17 protein-coding genes are annotated in these 17150 nt (G+C 62.5%); 14 read left to right on the top strand and 3 right to left on the bottom strand.

What is annotated here, in order from left to right; translation table 11 throughout:
• The first annotated feature begins 69 nt into the window (after positions 1–69).
• Positions 70–1800, top strand: a complete 1731-nt coding sequence (locus NKJ28_RS10365) for an adenylate/guanylate cyclase domain-containing protein (RefSeq protein WP_031211050.1) — start codon at positions 70–72, stop codon at positions 1798–1800.
• A gap of 10 nt (positions 1801–1810) precedes the next feature.
• On the opposite strand, the gene NKJ28_RS10360 is transcribed toward NKJ28_RS10365, so the two are convergent.
• Positions 1811–2389, bottom strand: coding sequence for a hypothetical protein (locus NKJ28_RS10360; RefSeq protein ID WP_023674106.1), 579 nt, complete (start codon positions 2387–2389; stop codon positions 1811–1813).
• A 173-nt stretch (positions 2390–2562) separates the two neighbouring features.
• Here NKJ28_RS10360 and NKJ28_RS10355 point away from each other — a divergent pair, with 173 nt between their 5' ends.
• From NKJ28_RS10355 to NKJ28_RS10340, 4 genes are all read left to right on the top strand, one after another.
• Positions 2563–3930, top strand: coding sequence for a S8 family serine peptidase (locus NKJ28_RS10355; protein ID WP_023674107.1), 1368 nt, complete (start codon positions 2563–2565; stop codon positions 3928–3930).
• On the top strand, positions 3921–5078 hold the full coding sequence (locus NKJ28_RS10350; protein ID WP_352635352.1) for a DUF1501 domain-containing protein: 1158 nt from the start codon (positions 3921–3923) through the stop codon (positions 5076–5078). Before NKJ28_RS10355 ends, NKJ28_RS10350 begins: the two co-directional genes overlap by 10 nt.
• A gap of 524 nt (positions 5079–5602) precedes the next feature.
• Complete coding sequence (gene fabI / locus NKJ28_RS10345) at positions 5603–6421, top strand: enoyl-ACP reductase FabI (protein WP_031211054.1); 819 nt, start codon at positions 5603–5605, stop codon at positions 6419–6421.
• A gap of 31 nt (positions 6422–6452) precedes the next feature.
• Complete coding sequence (locus tag NKJ28_RS10340) at positions 6453–7040, top strand: histidine phosphatase family protein (RefSeq protein WP_352635350.1); 588 nt, start codon at positions 6453–6455, stop codon at positions 7038–7040.
• Between the two features lie 63 nt (positions 7041–7103).
• Here the strand turns inward: NKJ28_RS10340 and NKJ28_RS10335 are convergent, their stop codons facing one another.
• Complete coding sequence (locus NKJ28_RS10335; RefSeq protein WP_023716902.1) at positions 7104–7367, bottom strand: DUF1344 domain-containing protein; 264 nt, start codon at positions 7365–7367, stop codon at positions 7104–7106.
• Between the two features lie 275 nt (positions 7368–7642).
• On the opposite strand from NKJ28_RS10335, the gene aroC reads away from it, so the two are divergent.
• Together aroC and ribB are read left to right on the top strand one after the other, a co-directional pair.
• Positions 7643–8743 (top strand): chorismate synthase, encoded by a 1101-nt coding sequence (aroC, locus tag NKJ28_RS10330; RefSeq protein WP_352635348.1) that lies wholly within the window; start codon positions 7643–7645, stop codon positions 8741–8743.
• A gap of 105 nt (positions 8744–8848) precedes the next feature.
• The gene (gene ribB / locus NKJ28_RS10325; RefSeq protein WP_352635347.1) at positions 8849–9949 is read left to right on the top strand and encodes a 3,4-dihydroxy-2-butanone-4-phosphate synthase; all 1101 of its coding nucleotides are present in this window, start codon (positions 8849–8851) and stop codon (positions 9947–9949) included.
• Positions 9950–10007: 58 nt separating this feature from the next.
• Here the strand turns inward: ribB and NKJ28_RS10320 are convergent, their stop codons facing one another.
• On the bottom strand, positions 10008–11231 hold the full coding sequence (locus tag NKJ28_RS10320; protein ID WP_352635345.1) for an MFS transporter: 1224 nt from the start codon (positions 11229–11231) through the stop codon (positions 10008–10010).
• Between the two features lie 118 nt (positions 11232–11349).
• Here NKJ28_RS10320 and NKJ28_RS10315 point away from each other — a divergent pair, with 118 nt between their 5' ends.
• From NKJ28_RS10315 to NKJ28_RS10285, 7 genes are all read left to right on the top strand, one after another.
• Entirely contained in the window at positions 11350–12003 is a 654-nt protein-coding gene (locus NKJ28_RS10315; RefSeq protein WP_352615266.1) for a TetR/AcrR family transcriptional regulator, read from the top strand.
• Positions 12004–12136: 133 nt separating this feature from the next.
• Positions 12137–13063: a histone deacetylase family protein gene (locus NKJ28_RS10310; RefSeq protein WP_023674116.1), complete on the top strand. Its 927-nt coding sequence runs from the start codon at positions 12137–12139 to the stop codon at positions 13061–13063.
• Between the two features lie 3 nt (positions 13064–13066).
• Complete coding sequence (locus NKJ28_RS10305; protein ID WP_352635344.1) at positions 13067–13318, top strand: exodeoxyribonuclease VII small subunit; 252 nt, start codon at positions 13067–13069, stop codon at positions 13316–13318.
• 109 nt (positions 13319–13427) lie between these two features.
• Positions 13428–13694, top strand: a complete 267-nt coding sequence (locus NKJ28_RS10300) for a DUF2277 domain-containing protein (protein WP_023716908.1) — start codon at positions 13428–13430, stop codon at positions 13692–13694.
• Between the two features lie 9 nt (positions 13695–13703).
• Entirely contained in the window at positions 13704–14624 is a 921-nt protein-coding gene (locus NKJ28_RS10295) for a pirin family protein (RefSeq protein WP_023674119.1), read from the top strand.
• A gap of 81 nt (positions 14625–14705) precedes the next feature.
• Positions 14706–16619, top strand: a complete 1914-nt coding sequence (dxs, locus tag NKJ28_RS10290; RefSeq protein ID WP_352635342.1) for a 1-deoxy-D-xylulose-5-phosphate synthase — start codon at positions 14706–14708, stop codon at positions 16617–16619.
• Positions 16620–16829: 210 nt separating this feature from the next.
• Positions 16830–17123, top strand: coding sequence for a hypothetical protein (locus tag NKJ28_RS10285; RefSeq protein ID WP_352635340.1), 294 nt, complete (start codon positions 16830–16832; stop codon positions 17121–17123).
• The last annotated feature ends 27 nt before the right edge of the window (positions 17124–17150 follow it).

Raw genomic sequence — 17150 nt, 5'->3', positions numbered from 1 at the left:
AAACTCCTGCGAGACGCTTTGATATCGTCAAGCCGACGTCGAACATAATATAACCCGCCGAGGGAGAGAATGAACGCGGGCGACAGCAATCTTCAGCGACGTCTGACGGCTATCCTGGCTGCTGACATGGTCGGTTACTCGTCGCTGATGGCCCGCGACGAAGAGCGCACCTTCGCGCTCGTCAAACATCTCATGCAGGACGAAATAGAGCCTAGGATCACGCAGCACCGGGGACGGGTTGTGAGAACGACCGGAGACGGGATGCTCGCCGAGTTTCCAAGCGCTTTCGGAGCCGTGCAGTCAGCAGTGGAAGTCCAGGAACTGCTTGTCGGCCAGTCTTCGGGGAAGGCCAGCCAGGAAATTTTTCTCCGGATTGGGATCAACTTCGGTGATATTATTGTCGATACCGATGGCGATGTGTTTGGAGATACCGTCAACATAGCCGCGCGCCTGGAACAGTTCGCCAGCCCGGGCGGTATCTGCCTTTCCGGAAAGGTACACGACGAAGTTCGCGACAAATTTAATCTTCCGTTTGAATATTGCGGCGAACAGCATCTCAAGAACATTCCACGCCCGATTCCCGTATACTCGTTGTTCCAAAAGCCCAAAGGGCTGCCACCTGCATCGACTGCGCAGGTGGCTGGTCCGAGCAAGCCCTCCATCCTCGTTCGCCCGTTCAAGAGCGCGGGCGACGTCCAACCCTATTTCAGTGGCGGCTTCACCGAAGACATCGTCACGGAACTGACGCGCTTTACTCAGCTTACGGTTGCGTCCCATTATACGTCGACGCGGCTCAAGGATGTGGACCTGGTCGCGGATAACGGCGTGGATTTCGTCATCGAAGGCGGGATCCGCCGCATGGGCCGGCGAATGCGCATTACATGCGAGCTGGTCGACGCAACCTCGGGTGAGTGCTTGTGGGCCGAGCGCTACGACGGGGACGAGCAGGACATCTTCGATGTCCAGGACGAACTGATCGGGAAGATCGTCGGGACCGTTATCGGCCGTCTTACGGCCGCAGGCGCCGAGAAGGCGCGGCGTAAACCACCTGCCAATCTCGCGGCCTATGAGTGCGTGCTCCGGGGCAATGCCCTGCCCCTGGGCGACATCGCGGCCGAAATGGAGGCTCGACAGTGGTATCAGCGAGCGATCGAGCTCGATCCATCCTACGGGCGCGCGTACGCCAAGCTCGCCCACTATAAGCAGCTTGAATGGTTTCGCGACATGGGGCCGTCGGATGCGGTGCTTGCCGAGGCTTATGACATCGCCAAAAAAGCGGTGGCGCTTTCCCCCAATGATCCAGTCTGCCTGAACATACTGGGCTGGGTGCTCCTCCACCGTCGTGATTTCGACGTCGCATCTCAGCTATACACACGCGCGCTCGAACTCAATCCGCACGATCCCGAGCAGGTCTCCTATCAAGGGACTTATCAAACATTTGCCGGCGAGCCCCAAAGTGCCTTGGACTGGTTCGAACGGGCGCGAGTGCTCGATCCCCTATACGAGCCTTCATGGTATTGGCCGTTCCGCGGTCTTGCCCATTTCATTGCCCACCGTCCGGATAAGGCAGTCGTCGATCTGGGCCGCTCGTCCACCATGCCGACCTGGGTTAAGGTCTATCTGGCTGCAGCGAACGCCCTGCTTGGCCGAAACGAAGAGGCGAAGAGCTACACGTATCTGGTTCTGCGTGGCGCACCGGAGTTCTCCGGGCGGCGGTTCGCCACCAAGGAACCTTACAAGCTGGAGGGTGACCGTAACACGCTGCTCAACGGCATGCGGGAAGCGGGATTGCCCGAGTAGGGACTGGCGACTATCTGCAGCCGAAGAGCACGGCCGTGGCGAGCTCGTCATGGTAGTGCCTGCCCTGGGCGTATTTGTGGTAGTCGTGGAGATAATCGATCAGATCGCTGCGGGTCAGGACCCCCCTCGGCACCTGGGGCACCACCACATTGATCAAGTTCGGTTCGTCCACGTGAACTTCGACAGACACTCCCGTTTCCACGATGTCTTCCAGCACCATTTTGAGATCACGCTTCAGGTCCGCATAGGCGGCAGCATCCGGGATCGCGTCGCCCCCGTCGAGAGGGTCATCCTCGTATTTTATGGGCTGCCCATTCAGATCTTCTATCGTTAGTGTCTGCGAATGTGGCGCTGTTCCGGCGGCGGCGGTCCGGACCCTGATGTTGCCGATAGCACGGCCTGCTTCCGGCCGAAGTCTGATAGTATCACCGACGGCGAAAATCTGCCGATCAATGGTAATTGTTAGGGGATCTGTTGAATCCATGGACAAGATACGTGACGAGGCCGGCAAAAGCTTGAGCCAGGCCCCTACGATCGCTGCGCCGATCTCTTGGACTTGCCGACCTGGCTTCAATTCTGCCCTGGGCATCGCCGAGGCTCCCCTCCGAGGTCAATGCAAATAGCCTAAACGCATTTTGCATCTGTCGCAAGCAATGCGCAGGCGGCATGCTCGCATCGACTCGATGTTTTCATGGACAGAAAGCCGTATTGGGAGCATTCTGATCCTCGCGGTATCAGTAACGACAGCCGGAGGGTGTACGAATGATACTTGCTCAACTTCGTGTGCTGTTGCTCGGCTGTCTCCTCGCCGTTGTCGGAACAGCGAGACCGGAAGCGTCAGGCGAGGAGGGCTTCACCGACAGCGGTGACATCGAAAAGACTTTCATCGTCGACATCGCCAGGGCGGCGGAGTTACGCAAGGATATCGGCGCGCTAAACAAGTTCATCGCAGGCAAGGGCAAGCTGGAAGCGGTGGACATGCCGGATATCGGTATCAGCATCGTGACGGGGACCTTTTCCGAGAGCGAGATCGAAGAGCTGCGCTCCAGGGGATATGAGGAGCCGGATCCTTTCGTGGTGAACCTGTTCGATGGTGCCACCTGCGAGGGGCCGGAACTCCTGGGCATCTCGCCGACTGCGGATGTTGTCCCTCCCAGCGTCTGCAGGGTCGTCGGGTCACCACAGCCGGTGGCTTCAGGATCGCCCACCGTATGGATCATCGACAGCGGAGTGGATTGGAGCGTTGTCACCGCCGGGCTCCTCAAGGTTCAGGAAGCCATCGATTGCACGAGCAGCCCATGCCAGACCGTGTCGAGCCTCGACGACACAGTAGGGCACGGGACGATGGTGGCAGCAGTTATCGGCGGAAAGCGTGTCAAGCAGGGCGACCAGTATATAGGTCTGGTTGGTGTCAGCCCCGACGCCCCGCTCAAGATCGTAAAGGCCTTCAGTAAGCTGAAGACCGAAATTTTCGGCCCGCCTCTTCTCGCGCTTCGCCATGTTCGGGACAACGCGGTCGCTGGGGATATTCTGAACTTGAGTTGGGGTGCATTATATCTGGAGAGCACCAGACGCGGAAGCACGTTGCAAGATCTTAAATTTCTCGACGCCCTTCTTTATCAGATCGCCGACCGTCAGGTGCGCGTTGTGGTAGCTGCGGGCAACCCCCGGGAAGACGAAGAGGGCCCTTGGGTACAGTCTTATTTCCCGGCCAATGCGGCGACTTATTTTTCGCCTGTGACGACAGGAAACAAGGTGGGAGCGATATACAGCGCTTCGGCTTCCAACAGCGAATATATTCAGGTGGCAACTCCTGGGAAATGCCAAGGCATCAGCAACGCCTGGTGCGACACGCTATGGCGCGGGGGGGCGTTCGGCGCGTCCTATGCCGAACCGGGCGTCAATGTCCTGTCACTGTGGAAGAGCCGAAAGAACGGCAAGCTCCGGAGGAACATCTGTTCGGGCACATCTTTCGCAGCCCCGGCACTTGCCGGCCTTTTGGTTCGCAACGCGCAGCCGACTAACAAGGCTCTGACAACGGGAAGTCTTAGCCCGAATACGGATCTGCTAGGGTATATGACCGCGGGTACGCCGGTGAACCCAAGTTCGGACGAGCCTAAATGCAACTGACCCGAAGGGCAGCGCTGCAAGGTTTGGCCTTGGCGTCCGCGTTCGGTAGCGTGCGTCTGGCCGGTGCCTCGCTTGTGGACGAAGATCCTCGCCTTCTGCTCGTCCACGTGCGTGGCGGACTCGATGCACTAGCTGCCGTGCCGCCCTACGGCGATCCGCATTTTGCCTCGGCGCGCGGGCCCCTCGTGCCTTTCCCGAACTCTGGCGTCGCCGAGATGCTCAAGCTCGACGGGCTCTTCGCGCTTCATCCGGCGCTCGGGTCTCTCCTGCCCCACTACTCGTGCGGCGAGTTGCTCATCGTGCCCGCGACCGCCATTCCGGATGTGGGCCGGTCCCACGCGGCCGCCCAGGCGGCGCTGTTCGACGGCGATATCGACGGCGGCAGCGCCGGATGGCTCGACCGGGCTTCTTCTGTACTGTCGGGCCGGCAGAAGGCGGTGTGGCGGGGCAGACCGGCCGATCGATCGATGGACATGCTGGCCCATCTTGCGCTGGCCAATCCTCGGCTCGAACTCGTCCGCCTCTACGCCGAGGGCACTTGGCCGTCCGGCGCAAAAGGCAGCGAAAGCCTGCTGGAACAACATGCCGCATGCGACGCGGCTCGCTTCGGCGACGCGGCCAGGAGCGCGGCGCTTGCCCTGTCAGCTACGGGCGGACCGCGGATCGCGATGCTCGAGGTGGCCGGCTTCGACACGCATGTGGCGCAGGGAGCGGACTTCGGAAGGCTGGCGCGGAGTTTGAATGGGCTGGCGCGGGGCCTCATTGCATTTGCCCAAGCGTCCGGGCCTGCCTGGAACAGGACGGCGGTGCTGGTGGTCACGGAGTTCGGCCGTTCCGTGGTGCCCAACACCGACGGCGGCACTGATCACGGCGTCGCGAGTGTCACCTTGTTAATGGGTGGCGCCGTTGCCGGCGGGCGAGTAGGCAATCGCTGGCCCGGTCTTGCTCGAGACCTGCTTCATGGCGGAACAGACTTGGCTGCTACGACGGACGTACGATCGATCATAAAGGGCGTGCTGACGGAACACCTGCGTCTTCCTGACCGAGCAATGGCTGAAATTTTCCCAGGCGCTGCCGGGATACCGGCGGTGCGTGGACTGTTTATCGGGAGCCGTTGTCCAGGCGGAGGTCGACTGGCTTCGATGTGATCTCCAGCGCGGTTTAGCTTCTTATCCGCGTCGGCTACGGGACGCATCGGACTGCAATAGGCGGACGCCTAATCTTAAGTGGCCGCTTCTAAGAAGCTTCCGGAATCACGGCTATTGTGAAGGGTTTCGAATGCCGGCCTCCCAGCGCGGTCGCCTATAATGTCCGGTTTAAGGCAATGGCCGAGCTAACTTGAATGGCCGAGATGAGGCGCAAAGCGGTCGCCAACGGCCCAAAGTATGGAAGTCGGCTCGGGGTCATGAGCGTGACTTCGGCCGCTGGCCAACGAAACTTCCGCCAAAGGGTCATCTTCCGCCGTGCCACACCGACACCAGTGTCGGATTTTTCCACTGGCCCACGACCGCAAGGTCAAGGCGCTACAGCGTCCTTTGCGCGCCCAAAGGACGCGCGGCGCTGTTGAGCAACCGCTTTGTCCCCCGAACTGTCCGCTTTGAACGCTTGAAGGGGCACTGTGGCTGTGCGATAGGCACTCCACAAAGTAGAGAACCTTGCGGAGAGCGCTGACATGGCGGGTGGACGGGGCCTTATGGCCGGCAAGCGCGGCCTTATCCTTGGCATCGCCAACAATCGCTCGATCGCTTACGGCATCGCCAAGGCCTGTGTCGACCACGGCGCCGAGATCGCGCTGACCTATCAGGGCGAGGCGTTCAAGAAACGCGTCGAGCCGCTTGCCGCGGAACTGGGCGCGCATGTCGCCGGCCATTGCGATGTGACCGACCCGGCCAGCCTCGATGCGGTGTTCGCCGATATCGCCAGCCATTGGGGCAAGCTCGATTTCCTCGTCCACGCCATCGCCTTTTCCGACAAGGACGAGCTGACCGGCCGCTATGTCGAGACGACGCGCGACAATTTCCTGCGTACAATGGATATTTCGGTCTATTCCTTCACCACCATCGCCAAACGTGCCGAGGCGCTGATGACCGATGGTGGGTCGCTGCTGACGCTGACCTATTACGGCGCGGAAAAGGTGATGCCGCACTACAACGTCATGGGTGTTGCCAAGGCGGCACTCGAAGCCAGCGTGCGCTATCTGGCCGTCGATCTCGGCGCCAAGAAGATCCGTGTCAACGCGATCTCCGCCGGCCCGATCAAGACGCTTGCCGCATCCGGCATCGGCGATTTCCGCTATATCCTGAAGTGGAACGAATACAATTCGCCGTTGAAGCAGACGGTCACGCAGGAGGAGGTCGGCGATTCCGGCGTCTATTTCCTGTCCGACCTTTCGCGCGGCGTCACCGGCGAGATCCATCATGTCGATTCCGGCTATCATGTCGTCGGCATGAAGGCGGTCGACGCGCCGGATATTTCGACCGTCAAAGACTGACGCCACCGTCTGACCTCTTCCGGAAGACCCGATGTACCCGCTCGTCTATATCGTGCGCCACGGCCAGACGGCGTGGAACGCCGAGGCCCGGCTGCAGGGGCAGGCCGATACCGACCTCAACGAGCTTGGCCGCGAGCAGGCTAGCCGCAACGGGCGCAGGCTGGCCGAACTCATCGACAAGCCCGAAGATTTCGAATTTGTCGCCAGCCCGATGCGGCGCACGCGCGAGACGATGGAGCGCCTGCGCGCGGCGATGAAGCTCGATCCGCACGCCTATCGTACCGAGCCGCTGCTCGTAGAATTGAGCTTTGGCGACTGGCAGGGTTTCACCTTTGCCGAACTCGAGGCGAACGATCCCGGTTCGACCAGGCACCGACGCCTCGATAAATGGAACTTCCAGCCGCCCGGCGAAGGCGCCGAAAGCTATCAGATGCTGCTCGAACGGGTGAAGCCGTGGTTCGACGCGCTCGATCGCCAGACGGTCTGCGTGACCCATGGTGGCGTCATGCGCGCGCTGTTCCGCTTCGTGCTGGGGATGTCCGAACAAGATGCGGTCAGCATGGAAGTGCCGCAGGACCGCGTGCTCAGGCTGGACGGCCGGCGCCTGGAGTGGCTTTGAGACCGATGACGTAGCCTATGTTGAGATCAGGTCGGGCCGGCCTCAGCTGAATATCGACGCGCCCTATTCCGTCGATCCGGTGTCCGGCAGTTCCATGTCGGTGACGACGTTCTCGCCATTCGTCACGTCGTAGGCGAGGACGATGTCCATGCCTGGCTTCAGCGCATCGAGGTCGGTTTCGGCGTTCAGCTTGTAGGACTTGCCGTCGTCCAGCGTCAGCGTCAGCGCATCCTTGTCGACCTTCTTGATCAGGCCTTCGGTCTGGCCGGCGAAGGCGGCGGTGGAAATCAACAGCGTGGCGGCAACAGCGCCAATCAGGATACGCATCATCGTCCTCTTTAATCATTGCCGGTACAGCGGCTCGGTCCAACGGAACGGAACTGAGCAGAAACCAATCGAATGTGTCAAAACTAAATCCGCGGGATCACAGTTTGACCACTGTGGAAAACGCCAATAGAAGGCAGGCGACAGCGCCGCGCGTCCTCCTGGACGCGCAAAGGACGCTGTAGCACTTTTGATTTTGTGCATGATCCTTTCCGAAAATCGCTCCGATTTTCGGGGTCATGCGCTGAGCCGGCTCCGACGCCGGCAGGGCTGGTTCCATGTCGCACAACACGTTCGGCCATCTTTTCCGCGTCACCACCTGGGGCGAAAGCCACGGGCCGGCGCTGGGCTGCGTCGTCGACGGCTGTCCGCCAGGCATCCGCTTCACTCGCGACGAGATCCAGGCCGAACTCGACAAGCGCCGCCCCGGCCAGTCACGTTTTGTGACGCAGCGTCGCGAACCGGATGAGGTGAAGGTCCTGTCCGGCTTCATCCTCGATGAGGACGGTGAGACGATGATCACCACCGGCACGCCGGTGTCGATGCTGATCGACAATGTCGACCAGCGCTCCAAGGATTATGGCGACATAGCCCGTCAGTTCCGGCCGGGCCATGCCGATTACACTTACGAGGTCAAATACGGCCTGCGCGATTACCGCGGCGGCGGCCGCTCCTCGGCGCGTGAGACGGCGGCGCGGGTGGCGGCCGGAGCGCTTGCCCGCAAGGTCGTGCCCGGCATGGTGGTGCGCGGCGCGCTGGTGTCGATGGGCGATAAATCGATTGATCGCGCCAATTGGAACTGGAATTTCGTCGGCGACGCCGAAAACCCATTCTTCACTCCCGATCCGGCGTCCGTCGCCGTTTTCACCAAATATCTGGACGGCATTCGCAAGGCGGGCTCCTCGGTCGGTGCGGTCATCGAGATCGTCGCCGACGGCGTGCCGGCGGGGCTTGGCGCGCCGATCTATGCCAAGCTCGACCAGGACATCGCCGCCGGCCTGATGTCGATCAACGCCGTCAAGGGCGTCGAGATCGGCAACGGTTTCGAGGCCGCCCGCATCACCGGCGAGGAGAATGCCGATGAGATGCGCATGGGCAATGACGGCAAGCCGGTCTTCCTGTCCAACAATGCCGGCGGCATCCTCGGCGGCATCTCGACCGGCCAGGCGATCGTCGCGCGTTTCGCCGTCAAGCCGACCTCGTCGATCTTGACGCCGCGAAAGTCGATCGACAAGGACGGCAACGACGTCGAGATCATGACCAAGGGCCGCCACGATCCATGCGTCGGCATCCGCGCCGTGCCGATCGGCGAGGCGATGGTTGCCTGCGCCATTGCCGATCATTATCTGCGTCATCGGGGACAAACGGGAAGGGAGTAGGGGAGTAGGGGAGTAGGTTACGCAACTCCCACGACAGCATTTTTTCCTTTCCCCTACTCCCGTACTGCCCTACTCCCGTATTCCCTGCGAGCGAAGCGAGCACTTATGCCTTACGACCAGAAGAAAATCGTCGAAGCCCTGCGCGCCTTCGAGCGCGGCGAGATCGTCGTCGTCATGGACGATGACGGGCGCGAGAACGAGGGCGACCTGATCGTAGCCGCCGTCCATTGCACGCCGGAAAAGATGGCGTTCATCGTTCGCAACACGTCGGGCATCGTCTGCACGCCGATGCCGCGCGAGGAAGCAAAGCGGCTCAACCTGTCGCCGATGGTGGCCGACAATGATTCCGCCCACACCACCGCCTTCACCGTCAGCGTCGATTTCAAGCACGGCACCACGACCGGCATTTCGGCGGACGACCGCACGCTGACGGTGCGCAATCTCGCCAATGGCAATGTCGGCGCGTCCGATTTCGTGCGCCCCGGCCACATCTTTCCGCTGATCGCGCGCGAAGGCGGCGTGCTGATGCGTTCGGGCCATACCGAAGCCGCTGTCGACCTCTGCAAGCTCGCCGGCCTGCCGCCGGTCGGCGTCATTTCCGAGCTGGTCAATGATGACGGCACTGTCATGCGTGGCCCGCAGGTGCAGGCCTTCGCGGAAACGCACGGGTTGAAGCAGATTTCGGTTGCCGACCTAATCGCCTACCGGCAACGCAAGGAAACGCTGGTCGAGCGCGTCGCCTGTTCGGACATCGAGACGCCGGGCGGCAAGGCGCAGGTCTTCACCTACACGCTGCCCTGGGATTCCATGCATCACGTGGCGGTCGTCTTCGGCGATATCCGCGACGGCGTCGAGGTGCCGGTGCGCCTTCATTCCGAGGACGTGGTCAGCGACGTCTTCGGCACCAGCCACCGGCTGGACGCCATCATGAAGGCGATGGGCGAGCGCCAGCGCGGCGTCATCGTCTATCTGCGCGAAGGCTCGGTCGGCGTCGCCCATCAGGAGCGCAAGCGCCCGGCTGCCGGCGACCGCGAGGATCACGAAGAGGCTCGTCGCCGCGAAAACGAATGGCGCGAGATCGGCCTCGGCGCGCAAATCCTCAAGGATCTCGGCATTTCCTCGATAAACCTGATCGCCTCGCGCGAGCGCCATTATGTCGGCCTCGAAGGCTTTGGCATCCACATCGCCAAGACCGAGATTCTTTAGGCCATTCTCACGGTGCTGGTATGCGCCCGGCCCCGGCTCGGGCCGGACGCACCGGAAACTATTCCGCAGCGACCGCGGCTGCGTCGCATGCAGCCATGTCGCAGTTCGGCGCGGCAAGGCTGCGCTGGCCGGCGAGCACGATGACCAGCGCGATTGTGCCCGATGCCACCGATACCCAGAACCCGTTCTGCGCGCCGAAAGCGTCCACCACCCAGCCGGCGGCGAACGAGCCGAGCGCCATGCCGATGCCGATGCCGGTCATCACCCAGGTCACGCCTTCGGTCAGCACCGCCTCGGGCACGCGCCGTTCGATCAGGCCAAATGCCGTGATGAAGGTCGGCGAGATCGCCGCGCCGCTGACGAAGACGGCCAGTGCCAGCAGCGGTACTGTGTCGGCGACGAGCAGCGGCAGCGTGGTAAGCGCAATGATGGCGATTGCGATGCCAAGCTGAAGTTGCAGCGGCAGTTTCAGGTTCAGGGCGCCAATGATGATGCCGACGACGAACGATCCGAGCGCGTAGACGCCGATGACGAAGCTGGCGGCCCCTGGCTGGCCAAGCTCCTTGGTGATCGCCACCGTGCTCACCTCCGTGGTGGCGAAGGTCGCGCCGATGAAGATCAGGGCCAAGGTGATGATCTGGACCGGCCGCAGGCGGATTGCCGAGCCGCCTGAACCATGTTCCACCGGTCGGGCTCGCGGTTCGGTCGAGCGCTGCAGGATGAAGGCCGTCGAACCGAAGGCGAGGAACAATGTGCTCGCGAGCACTCCCGCTTCCGGGAAAAGCGCGACGCTCAGCCCTACCGACAGCGATGCGCCGGCGATGTACACCAGTTCGTCCGCCGCCGACTCGAAGGCGAACGCCGTGTTCAGCTCGGGGCGGTTGCGAAAAATCTCGGTCCAGCGTGCGCGCACCATTGCCGGGATGCTGGGCATGACGGCGGCGAGCAGCGCCGAGACGAATAGCGTCCATATCGGCCAATGCTGATTGGCCGCCGCAATCAGGATTGCGAAAGCGAGCGTGGAAATCACAGTGGTCGGCACCACAATCCGCGTCTGGCCGAGGCGGTCCACCAGCCGTGATACCTGCGGGGCGACGAAAGCGTTGGCCAGCGCATATGTCGCGGAGACGGCGCCGGCCAGCCAGTACTCGCCATCGGTCTGCGACAGCATTGCGACGATCCCGATCGGAGCCATGGCGATCGGCAGCCGGGCAACGAAGCCGGCCGCGGCGAAGCCCTTGGCGCCGGGCGCGCGAAAGATCTGGGAATAGGGATTTTGCATGGTCTGGCTCCTCGACAACGGCCGGTTCGGCGATTACATACGTGGCGTATGAGTTTAAATAGATCATACGCGGCGTATGTCAATTGGCATACGAGACGTATGTTAATAGGGCCAGAGCATGCATAGACCACGCAAGGAGATGATTGCCGAAACCCGCGCCAAGCTGATCGGGGCGGCGCGCCAGGCCTTCGGCACGCTCGGCTATGCCGAAGCCTCGATGGACGATTTCACGGCATCGGCCGGGCTGACGCGCGGTGCGCTCTATCATCACTTCGGCGACAAGAAGGGCCTACTCCAGGCGGTCATTGCCGAGATCGATGCCGAAATGTCGGCCCGGCTGAAGGTCGTTTCGGCCAAGCCGGACAATCTCTGGCAGGGCTTTGTCGACGAATGCACCGCTTATATCGAGATGGCGCTGGAGCCGGAGATCCAGCGTATCGTGCTTCGCGACGGGCCGGCGGTGCTCGGCGATCCATCGCAATGGCCAAGCCAGAGCACATGCATCCGCTCGATGACAGAGAGCCTGCAAAGACTGAGCGACGAGGGGACAATTCTCGCCGTCGATCCCGAAGCCGCGGCAAGGCTGGTCAGCGGCGCCTCGCTGCATGCGGCGCAGTGGATCGCAAATTCGAACGATCCCGAAGCGACGTCGAAGAAGGCAGTGAAGGCATTCAAGGTTCTTCTGGAAGGGCTGCTCAATCGCACCGGCAAGCTGCCTAAGCCTGATCGATCGTCAGCGAAGCAGCCCCAGATTGACCGATCACCGGCCTGAGGTCGTTCTTTTCGCCGATCCCAGGCGGCTCGCGGTGGGCTCAGCCGACGCCGATTGCCTAAACCCTGTTGAACATCGCCTCACCAGCGCGCGAAAACATGGCCAAAGCGGCGAGGCGCGCCTATATCGGGGCATGGTCACGAGACTTTACACCCACCCGATTTTCCTCGAGCACATAACACCGCCCGGTCATCCGGAGCGGCCGGACCGTTTGCGCGCCATAGAGCGTGTGCTTGACGACGAGGCCTTCGCGGCGCTCGATCGCGTCCAGGCGCCCGAAGGCGACGAGGCAACCATCCTCTACGCGCATCCGCCCGAATTCGTCGAACGTGTCCGCGCAGCGATTCCGGACACCGGCATCGCCCGTATCGACGCCGACACCACCGCCAGCCCGAAGAGCTGGCAGGCGGCCGTGACCGCGATCGGCGCAGCCAACGCCGCGGTCGACGACGTCTTCACCGGCCGTGCCGAAAACGTCTTCGTCGCCGCACGGCCGCCCGGCCATCATGCCGAAAAGACCACCTCCATGGGTTTTTGCCTGTTCAACACCGCCGCGATCGCGGCACGCTACGCGCAGAAGAACCATGGCGCCGACCGCGTCGCCGTCGTCGACTGGGATGTGCATCACGGCAACGGCACGCAGGACATTTTCTGGGACGATCCATCAGTGCTCTATTGCTCGACACACCAGATGCCGCTTTACCCGGGAACCGGGGCCGTGAGCGAAACCGGCGCCGGCAACATCGTCAACGCGCCGCTGGCGCCGCAGAGCGGCAGCGATAGTTTCCGCGACGCCTTTCTGTCACGCATCCTGCCGGCGCTCGACAATTTTGCGCCCGACCTCATCATCATCTCCGCCGGTTTCGATGCCCACCACCGCGATCCGCTGGCCGAGATCAACCTGACCGAGGATGATTTCGACTGGGCGACCGGCCAGTTGCTCGAACGAGCCGGGCGCCGTAGCCGCAACCGGCTCGTCAGCGTGCTCGAGGGCGGCTACGATCTGCAGGGATTGGCATTTTCAGTCGCCGCCCATGTCGGGCGGCTGATGAAGGGATAGATGATGGCTGGTGAGACCAACGAGGACGTCAAGGCGATGAGCTTCGAGCAGGCGCTCGAGGCGCTGGAGAGGATCGTCGACGATCTGGAGCGCGGCGACGTTCCGCTCGACCAGTCGATCCGCATCTACGAGCGCGGCGAGGCGCTGAAGGCGCATTGCGACCGGCTGCTGAAGGCGGCCGAGGACAAGGTCGAGAAAATCAGGCTGTCGCGTGACGGCAAGCCCGTGGGGACAGAGCAGTTGGACGCGGATTGAGGCGCGGCGTCGAACGACAATTTTGCTTACCGGCTTTGGACATCATCACGATTGAGGGTAAAACTCATCCCGTTTGAAACGGCTCCAGGACGAGAGGAGATTGCGAGCGATGTGCAGAAACATCAAAACCCTGTTCAATTTCGATCCGCCGGCAACCAATGACGAGGTCCGCGACGCCGCGCTTCAGTTCGTCCGCAAGCTGAGCGGAACGACGCGGCCGTCGAAACAGAACCAGCATGCGTTCGACCATGCCGTCGAGGCCATTGCCGCCTCGGCGCGCGAATTGCTCGACAGCCTCGAGACGACGCAGCATCCGCGCAATCGCGAAGAGGTGGCGGCCAAGGCGAAGGCCAAATCTGCACTTCGCTTCGCCTGAGGGGACCGCGTGAGCTTCTTTCCCGGAAACGATCCGCAGATGGGCGATGCCTTCGCCAGCGATCAGATCGAGCTGATGGTCATTCCGAACGCCAAGGATATTGGCGGATTTCAGGTTCGCCGCGCCTTGCCGACGGCCAGGCGCCGGCTGGTCGGACCCTTCATCTTCTTCGACCGCATGGGTCCAGCCGTACTGCGAGCGGGCCAGGCGCTCGACGTGCGTCCGCACCCACATATCGGCCTGTCTACGGTGACTTACCTGTTCGATGGCAAGATCAGGCACCGCGATTCGCTCGGCACCGAGATGGTAATCCAGCCCGGGGACGTGAATTTGATGACCGCCGGCCGTGGCATCGTCCATTCGGAGCGGACGCCGGAAGAACTGCGCGGCGCGCCGATGTCGGTTTCCGGCCTGCAGACATGGCTGGCGCTGCCGGACGGCAAGGAAGAGGTCGCGCCGGTCTTCGAGAACACCGCGGCCCTGCGCCTGCCCGAAATCGATGCGGAGGGCGTTAGCGGCCGTGTGATCATCGGTGCGTTTTCCGGACTGCGCTCCCCGGTCGCCACCGCTTCGGACACGCTTTATGCCGATCTCAGGCTGGCGCCGGGTGCCAGCGTGAAAATCCCGGCCGATGCCGAGGAGCGCGCCATCTATACGCTGGAAGGCGAGGTTTCGATATCCGGTGACCGCTTCCCGGCCGAGCGGCTGCTGGTTTTCCGGCCCGGCGATGAGATCGTTGTCTCATCGGAACGCGGCGCCCATTTCATGCTGTTTGGCGGCGCCTCGCTCGGTTCGAAACGCTATATCTGGTGGAATTTCGTATCGTCCTCAAAGGAACGCATCGAGCAGGCGAAAGAAGAATGGAAGACAGGCCGCTTCGATATCGTTCCTGGAGACGAGCAAGAGTTCATCCCGCTGCCCGAAAGCTGATGCGCGTTACCGCCACATTTACATTCGCCGGCCAGCGGCATATTTCACGATGAACAGAAAATCTGACCAGGCTCGCAAACAGTGAACGCAAAGCCCGATACGCCGCTTCTCGACAAGGTCCGCGTCCCAGCCGATTTGCGCACGCTTGCCGAAGGCGACCTGCCGCAGCTGGCGTCAGAGCTTCGCGCCGAACTGATCGACGTCGTTTCCCACACCGGCGGCCACCTCGGCGCCGGCCTTGGCGTCGTCGAACTGACCGTCGCGCTGCACTACGTCTTCAACACGCCGGACGACCGGCTGATCTGGGACGTCGGCCACCAGGCCTATCCGCACAAGATCCTGACCGGCCGCCGCGACCGCATCCGCACGCTGCGGCAGGAGGGCGGCCTGTCCGGCTTCACGCGTCGCGTCGAGAGCGAATACGATCCGTTCGGCGCAGCCCACTCCTCGACCTCGATTTCAGCCGGCCTCGGCATGGCGATGGCGCGCGATCTGTCCGATGGCCGCAACAATGTCATTGCCGTCATCGGCGACGGCGCCATGTCGGCCGGCATGGCCTATGAGGCGATGAACAATGCCGGCGCACTCGATGCCCGGCTGATCGTCATCTTGAACGACAACGATATGTCGATCGCTCCGCCGACCGGCGCAATGAGCGCCTATCTGGCCCGTCTGGCGTCGGGCAAGACCTATCTGGGCTTGCGCGATTTCGGCAAGAAGCTGACGTCGTATCTCGGCGAGCGCGCCGATCGCGCCATCAAGCGAGCGGTCGAGCATGCGCGCGGTTACGTCACCGGCGGCACGTTGTTCGAGGAAATGGGGTTCTACCACATCGGCCCGATCGACGGTCACAACCTCGAGCACCTGATCCCGGTGCTGAAGAACGTCCGCGACAATGCCGACGGCCCGGTGCTGATCCACGTCGTGACCCAGAAGGGCAAGGGCTACGCCCCGGCCGAGGCGGCGGCCGACAAATATCATGGCGTCAACAAATTCGACGTCATCACCGGCGCCCAGGCCAAGGCGCCCGCCAATGCGCCGAGCTACACCAAGGTGTTTGCCGAAAGCCTGATCCAGGAGGCCCGAGAGGACGACCGCATCGTCGCCATCACCGCCGCCATGCCGAACGGCACCGGGCTTGACCTGTTCGGCGAAGCGTTTCCGGCGAGGACCTTCGATGTCGGCATCGCCGAGCAACATGCGGTGACCTTCGCCGCCGGCCTTGCCACGGAAGGCTTCAGGCCTTTCGCGGCGATCTACTCGACCTTCCTGCAGCGCGCCTACGACCAGGTCGTCCACGACGTGGCGATCCAGAAATTGCCGGTGCGCTTTCCGATCGATCGCGCCGGCTTCGTCGGCGCCGATGGTGCCACCCATTGCGGCGCCTTCGACACGACCTTCCTGGCGACGCTGCCCGGTTTCGTCGTCATGGCCGCGGCCGATGAGGCCGAGCTGCGCCACATGGTACGCACCGCTGCAAGCTACGATGACGGCCCGATCGCCTTCCGCTACCCGCGCGGTAACGGCGTTGGTGTCGAGATGCCGCAACGCGGCTCGGTATTGGAGATCGGCAAGGGCCGGATCGTCAGGGAAGGCACCAAGGTTGCGCTGCTTTCCTTCGGCACCAGGCTGCAGGATTGCCTGGCCGCGGCCGAGGAGCTTGGCGCGGCCGGGCTTTCGACCACGGTCGCCGATGCCCGTTTTGCCAAGCCGCTCGACGAGGACCTGATCCGGCGGCTGGCCCGTTCGCACGAGATACTGGTGACGGTGGAAGAGGGCGCGGTCGGCGGCTTCGCCAGCCATGTGCTGCAGTTCCTGGCCCATGAAGGGCTGCTGGAGAGCGGCCTGAAGGTGCGCCCGCTGGTGCTGCCCGATACATTTGTCGACCATGCCAAGCCGGAAAAGATGTATGCCGATGCCGGGCTGGACAGCGCCGGCATCGTGCGCACCGTGTTCGTGGCGCTGGGGCATACCGCGCAGGCCCAGCGCGCCTAGCTTTTAGACGCATTCCCGCGACGCCGACGCGATTCAACTTGGCTGCAAGATGCCAGTCTGAATCAAATTCTCAACTGCTTGAATAAAATTGCCGGCGGACGGTCGTAAGATGCTGTTTACGCTGCCGTTTGGTGATCTGCTTACCGTGTCCTTTGGCCGTTTTTCAACGCCGCCCTGCTAGAAGGCAACCAGGCAGCGGAAAGCAGAACAATGAGATCGCTTTTGGGCGGCATCGCGCTTGCGGCCATCTTCGTCTTGTCGGCTACAGCCGAAACGCGCTACGACCGCAAACTCGAAAAGGCGGTGATGGGCATCGTCGCCGGTAAGATCGGCGAAATCCGCGGCGGCTTTTCCTACAAGCAGGCGCCGCAATTCGTCGTCGTGCCCGATACCTTGCCGAAGACGTCCAGTTCCGCTGACCGACCGCGCACACAGGTGTCCGGCGACAGCAGCGACGGTCTGACGCCGGCCGTCGAACGGCGGGTTTCGCGGACCATATTCTAAAGCATGATCCCGAAGAGACTCTAGAAA

Source organism: Mesorhizobium sp. M0145, from assembly GCF_040322355.1.
Taxonomy (GTDB): domain Bacteria; phylum Pseudomonadota; class Alphaproteobacteria; order Rhizobiales; family Rhizobiaceae; genus Mesorhizobium.
Note: the sequence above shows the minus strand (reverse complement) of the source record. Positions and strands in the feature narration are given on the sequence as shown.